Genomic DNA, 5,106 nt, shown 5'->3' with positions numbered 1-5,106 from the left:
CAGCAGCACGCCCTGCATCATCATGAGCAAGCCCCAGCCCTGGGGCGAGGCCGTGGGGTTGGTGGCCACGGCTTGCACCTGCCACACCGACAGCCCGAAGCCCACCTGCGCCCAGCCAAACATGATGGCGTAGCCCACGCAGGCCCCTATCAGCATGAAGCCCAGCAGCAGCAGAATCTGGAGGCCGGGGTGAAGCGAGCGGGACAGGAAACCTTTCATAGCGGGGCGCAAGTTGGGAAGGGTGTAAATTTGCGTAAAATACGCTGACATTTAGTTGGCATCTGTCATCCTGAGCGCAGCGAAGGACCTTATCACGGCTGAACGTTTTGCAGTAAATCAAACGGCGCAAATGTGATAAGGTCCTTCGCTGCGCTCAGGATGACAGTCGCTTTATCAGTAAAAAACTTATCGCATTCCTGTGGTCAACATCGGTCCCAACATTTCGCTTCCCGACTTCCCGCTCCTGCTCGCTCCCATGGAAGATGTGAGCGACCCACCCTTCCGCGCCGTGTGCAAGGCCAACGGGGCCGACCTGATGTACACCGAGTTCATCTCCTCGGAAGGCCTGATTCGGGCTGCCGCCAAGAGCCGCAAGAAGCTTGACATCTTCGACTACGAGCGGCCCATCGGCATCCAGTTGTTCGGCTCCGACATCGAGACGATGGGCGAGTGCGCCGCCATCAGCACCGAGGCCGGGCCCGACCTCATTGACATCAATTACGGCTGCCCGGTGAAGCAGGTAGCCTGCCGCGGCGCCGGCGCGGCCCTGCTCCAGGACATTCCGAAGATGGTGGCCATGACGGCCTCGGTGGTGAAGCACACTCACCTGCCCGTAACCGTGAAAACCCGCCTGGGCTGGGACGAGGGCACCAAAAACGTGGAAGAAGTGGCCGAGCGCCTGCAAGACGTGGGCATTGCCGCCCTCACCGTGCACGGCCGCACCCGCGCCCAGCTCTACAAGGGCGAGGCCGACTGGCGCCTCATCGCCAGCATCAAAAACAACCCGCGCATCAAAATCCCCATCTTCGGCAACGGCGACATCGACTCGCCCCAAAAGGCCGTGGAATATAAAAACCGCTACGGCGTGGACGGAGTGATGATTGGCCGCGCCAGCATCGGCTACCCCTGGATTTTCCGCGAAGTGAAGCACTTCGTGGCTACCGGCCAGCTGCTGGCCCCGCCCACGCTCGAGGAGCGCGTGGCCGCCTGCCAGATGCACTTCGACCGCAGCATCGAGTGGAAAGGACCGAAAGTGGGCATCTTCGAGATGCGCCGCCATTACGCGCACTACTTCCGCGGCCTCGAAGGGGCCAAAGCCTGGCGCACCAGCCTGGTGAACGCCGAAACCCCCGCCGACGTGTACGGGATTTTGCAGGAGATTGCGGCCAGCGACGCCGTGCTAGTGGGGTAGCCGATAGCTAGGTCGTTTGATATACAGAGCGTCATGCTGAGCGTAGCCGAAGCATCTCGCGTGCAGTGGTAATCACATTACTGGCGCGGTAGAGATGCTTCGGCTACGCTCAGCATGACGCTCTTAAGTTTATAACGACGTACTTTTTGCTCTGCCCGGCGTTCTTTGTCGTTGCTACGTTACCGCTTTCATGATTCCGATTTACGAGAAGAAAACCCGCATAAAAATCCTAGTAGCGGCGCTGGCGCTACTCATCGGGGCGGCCACCATCATCTACACCAACCTGCTGGTGAAGCGCGTAGCGGAGCGCGAGCAGCAGCAGATTCAGCTCTACGCCAAAGCCCAGGAGTTCATCATCAACTCGGAGGCCGAGAATACGCTGTTCGTGTTCAACGAAATCATCAATGCCAACGCCACCATCCCGGTCATCCTCACCGATGGCAAGGACATTGTGGGGGCCAAAAACGTGGCCATGCCGCCCCACCTGCCTGAGGCCGACTCGCTGGCCCGCCTGCAGCTGGAGCTGGAGCTGATGAAGCAGCAGCACCCGCCCATTGTGGTGAAGCTGGGCGCGGGCCTGAACAACTACATTTTCTACCGCGACTCGCAGCTGCTGCGGCAGCTCCGCACCTACCCGCTGGTGCAAATTGTGGTGATTGGCTGCCTGGCCGTGATTGCCTATTTCGCGTTCAGCGCCTCGCGCCGGGCCGAGCAAAACCGCGTGTGGGTGGGCCTGGCCAAGGAAACGGCCCACCAGTTGGGCACGCCGCTCAGCAGCCTGGTGGGCTGGCAGAGCTACCTGCGCGAAAGCGACCGATTCCGCGACGAGCCCATTGTGGAGGATTTGGGCAAGGACATCCGGCGGCTCGAAATCATCACCGAGCGGTTCAGCAACATTGGCTCGGTGCCGGTGCTCAAGGACGAAAACCTGCTCCAGACCACGCGCAACGCCATTGAGTACCTGCAAAGCCGCGTATCGAAGAAAGTGAAATTTGCCATCGAAACCGACCTACCGCTCGACACCCCGGCCCGCATCAACGTGCCGCTGTTCGACTGGGTGATTGAGAACATCTGCAAAAACGCCGTCGATGCTATGGAAGGGCGTGGCTCCATCACGCTGCACCTGCGCCGCGTACGCACCCGCCGCACCTGGTACCGCCGCGGTGCCCCGCCCCGGCAGGTGGCCGTCGACATTACCGACACCGGCAAGGGCATTTCTAAAGCCAAGCTCGAAACCGTGTTCATGCCCGGCTTCACCACCAAAAAGCGCGGCTGGGGCCTGGGCCTGGCCTTGGCCAAGCGCATCATCGAGAACTACCACGAAGGCCGTCTCTTCGTGAAATGGAGTGAAGTGGGCCGCGGCACCACATTCCGGGTAGTGCTGAACCAGTGAGTTAAATGGTTGAGGGTTGAATCCTCTTTTCACTCAGCCTTCGACACTCAAAACATAACCCTTCTTCATCGATTCGTAATCTCCACGTAGGCTTGGCCGGTTACAGGCTTACCGTTGTGCGTGCCTTGCACGCGGCACATGCCTTCCCAGTAATACATGGTGAAGGTGTGGAAGAAGCGCAGGGCCAGTTCTTGCTGGGGCACCAGCGGCTCCACGGTGAGGTCGTAGCCCTGAGCGGGCACCTGCACGCGCCAGGTGGCGGGGTACTTCTTTTTCGATTTCGGGCTCGTCCAGTACGTGAGGGGCGTGAGGGTGAAATCGGAGCCGGACAAGTGCAGGTCGCCGCCGGCGGGGCGGCTCAGCGTGCCGTTGTTGAGGTGCTGGCCGGTGGCGGTGTTGCGCAGCGTGTTCAGCATGAACTCCTCGCGGGGCTCGTCGAGCTGGATGCTGAGCCAGTCCCAGCCCACGTTTTTATCAACGATGGTGGTGCAGTTCCACTGCCGGTCGTACCACAGCTCGCCGGTCACCTGCCGGGTTTTGCCGCCGATGGTGAGCGTGCCCGTGGTGGCCAGGCGCGGGTAGGAATAATAGCCGGCCACAATGCCGTTGCCGTAATTTTCGTAGCCGGTGCCGCTGTGCAGCACCACGGGCCGCGTGGGCTGGGTGGTGAGGTCGAGGGCGTAGCCGGCGTTCTGCTTGCCGGTGAGGGCGGCTTGCAGGTGGTAAGCCCCCTCCTGCCCGTCGAAGGCCCAGGTCTGGCCGGCTTTGTGCTCGCGCAGGCGCACGGGCAGCGAGTCGGTGAGCAGGCGCGGCAGCGGGCCCAGCTTGTAGTCGTAGTTGAATTTCTGGCCCTGCGGGTCAGTCAGGGCCACGTTCACCATCTGCCAGTCTTGCTTGCCATCCTTCAGGTTGAAGTGGAAGAAAACGTACTCGACGCCGAATTGCTCGCCGGTGGCCTGGTCGCGCAGGTGGCCGGTGAGATACCACCATTCGAGCGAGTTTTTGGGGTGCGGGGCTTCCTCGTGGGGCAGCTCAGCGCGCGTGGCGGTGGGGTTGAAGCGGGTAGTGGGCCGCGGGGCCGCACAGGCCGCCAGCAGGCACAGAAGAGCAAAACGCAACACTTTCATACCCTGCCAAAAGGCGTTTGGGGGGCGAAAGGTTTGAGACGAGCAAGCGTATTAGCGCTTATCGGAATTTAACGCACCGATAGATTCTTCTGCGCTTGACAGGCCCCAATCGCAACTCATAAGGCCGATTGCTGGCGAAATCAATATCAGCGGAAGCATAACGATACAAGTCCAGAAATGAGAATTGTCCGATTGAGTAGCGACTTATTCCTGTTAGAAAACGCCTCACGCTCACGTCGGCCATTTCGCCCAGACTGTCTCTTTCAACTATGAAGCGAAAATTACCTTGAGCATCGGTAGTGGCCGAAAAACGCTTATCCCACTCGCCCGACAAATCGACCCGAACTCCGCTTAATGGAACACCGTTCGCTTTGTACACCGTACCCGTAATAATCAGTGGCCTGCTCTCCGTATTCGTTGCCAGCGGGGTTGGTATGGGTTGTTGCCTCACAGAATCGCTGCCAATAACAGGGCTCTCGAAGCCCGCGGCAGCTGGTGTGCCGTGGCCATATGCCGAAGTCAGGCGCGGGGAAGGCCCGCCCCAATAATTTGGCGCAGTCTGCGCCTTCGTTTCCACTCCGGCCAATATTCCCAAGCCCAGCAGCACGCCCGTAGCCGCCGGCCAATGCCAGCCGCCGCTGGCACTCCGACGTCTGGCTACTGCCAAGCGTAGCGCTGCCGATTTGGCGAGGGAGGAACGAGAAATTGAAAACACCATGCAAATAGCCACGCAGCTAATATACTAGTGAAACGGCTGTAAAAGAAGTAGTAAGCTATTACCCCTTCGGCGGGGCCACCGGCGGCTCGGGCTGGCGGATTTTGCCCATCACCTGCCCCCGACCTTCCACCGATTCCATGCGCACCACCAGCTCCACGGGCGGACCGGCGGCAGGCAATTTCACCGCTACTTCCTGGTTTTTGAACACAAATGGGCTGCCCTGCACGCGTAGCCTGAGCGCTCCGCTCTGCACCGGCTCCCAGCTGCGTGCCAGCACCAGCTCGAAGCGGCCATTCTCGTCGGTGGTGGCACCGTACTGCGTGTCGTTGATGAACACGAACGCGCCGGCCACGCCGGGGCCGCTTTTCCCATCGAGCACTACGCCGCGAATGATGATGGACTGCTGCTGCTCGGCCGTGGCCGGTGCGGGCGCGGCCGCCGTGGCGGGCGGCTGCTG

Annotated in this window: 5 protein-coding genes and 1 pseudogene; 2 read left to right on the top strand and 4 right to left on the bottom strand. The window is 60.8% G+C overall.

The genetic code is table 11. The features are described from left to right. A pseudogene (locus ACYVDE_RS14070) lies at positions 1 to 219 on the bottom strand (hypothetical protein); the annotation flags it as partial. A 199-nt stretch (positions 220 to 418) separates the two neighbouring features. Between ACYVDE_RS14070 and dusB the strand changes: the two are divergent. Continuing rightward, positions 419 to 1,411 (top strand): tRNA dihydrouridine synthase, encoded by a 993-nt coding sequence (gene dusB, locus ACYVDE_RS14065; RefSeq protein WP_460502175.1) that lies wholly within the window; start codon positions 419 to 421, stop codon positions 1,409 to 1,411. Between the two features lie 190 nt (positions 1,412 to 1,601). Continuing rightward, positions 1,602 to 2,804 carry a nitrogen regulation protein NR(II) gene (locus ACYVDE_RS14060; RefSeq protein ID WP_460502174.1) on the top strand — a complete coding sequence of 401 codons (1,203 nt, stop codon included), beginning with the start codon at positions 1,602 to 1,604 and terminating at the stop codon, positions 2,802 to 2,804. Between the two features lie 65 nt (positions 2,805 to 2,869). On the opposite strand, the gene ACYVDE_RS14055 is transcribed toward ACYVDE_RS14060, so the two are convergent. The 3 genes from ACYVDE_RS14055 to ACYVDE_RS14045 all read right to left on the bottom strand — a co-directional run. Next, positions 2,870 to 3,931 (bottom strand): lipocalin family protein, encoded by a 1,062-nt coding sequence (locus ACYVDE_RS14055; protein ID WP_460502173.1) that lies wholly within the window; start codon positions 3,929 to 3,931, stop codon positions 2,870 to 2,872. A 58-nt stretch (positions 3,932 to 3,989) separates the two neighbouring features. Beyond that, positions 3,990 to 4,538: a hypothetical protein gene (locus tag ACYVDE_RS14050; RefSeq protein WP_460502172.1), complete on the bottom strand. Its 549-nt coding sequence runs from the start codon at positions 4,536 to 4,538 to the stop codon at positions 3,990 to 3,992. Between the two features lie 169 nt (positions 4,539 to 4,707). Then, positions 4,708 to 5,106 (bottom strand): peptidase associated/transthyretin-like domain-containing protein (locus tag ACYVDE_RS14045; RefSeq protein WP_460502171.1); only part of this gene is annotated, 399 nt, incomplete at its 5' end.

The organism is Hymenobacter agri (assembly GCF_054778495.1).
The sequence above is the reverse complement of the archived record's forward strand: the minus strand, read 5'-3'. Positions and strand labels throughout refer to the sequence as shown.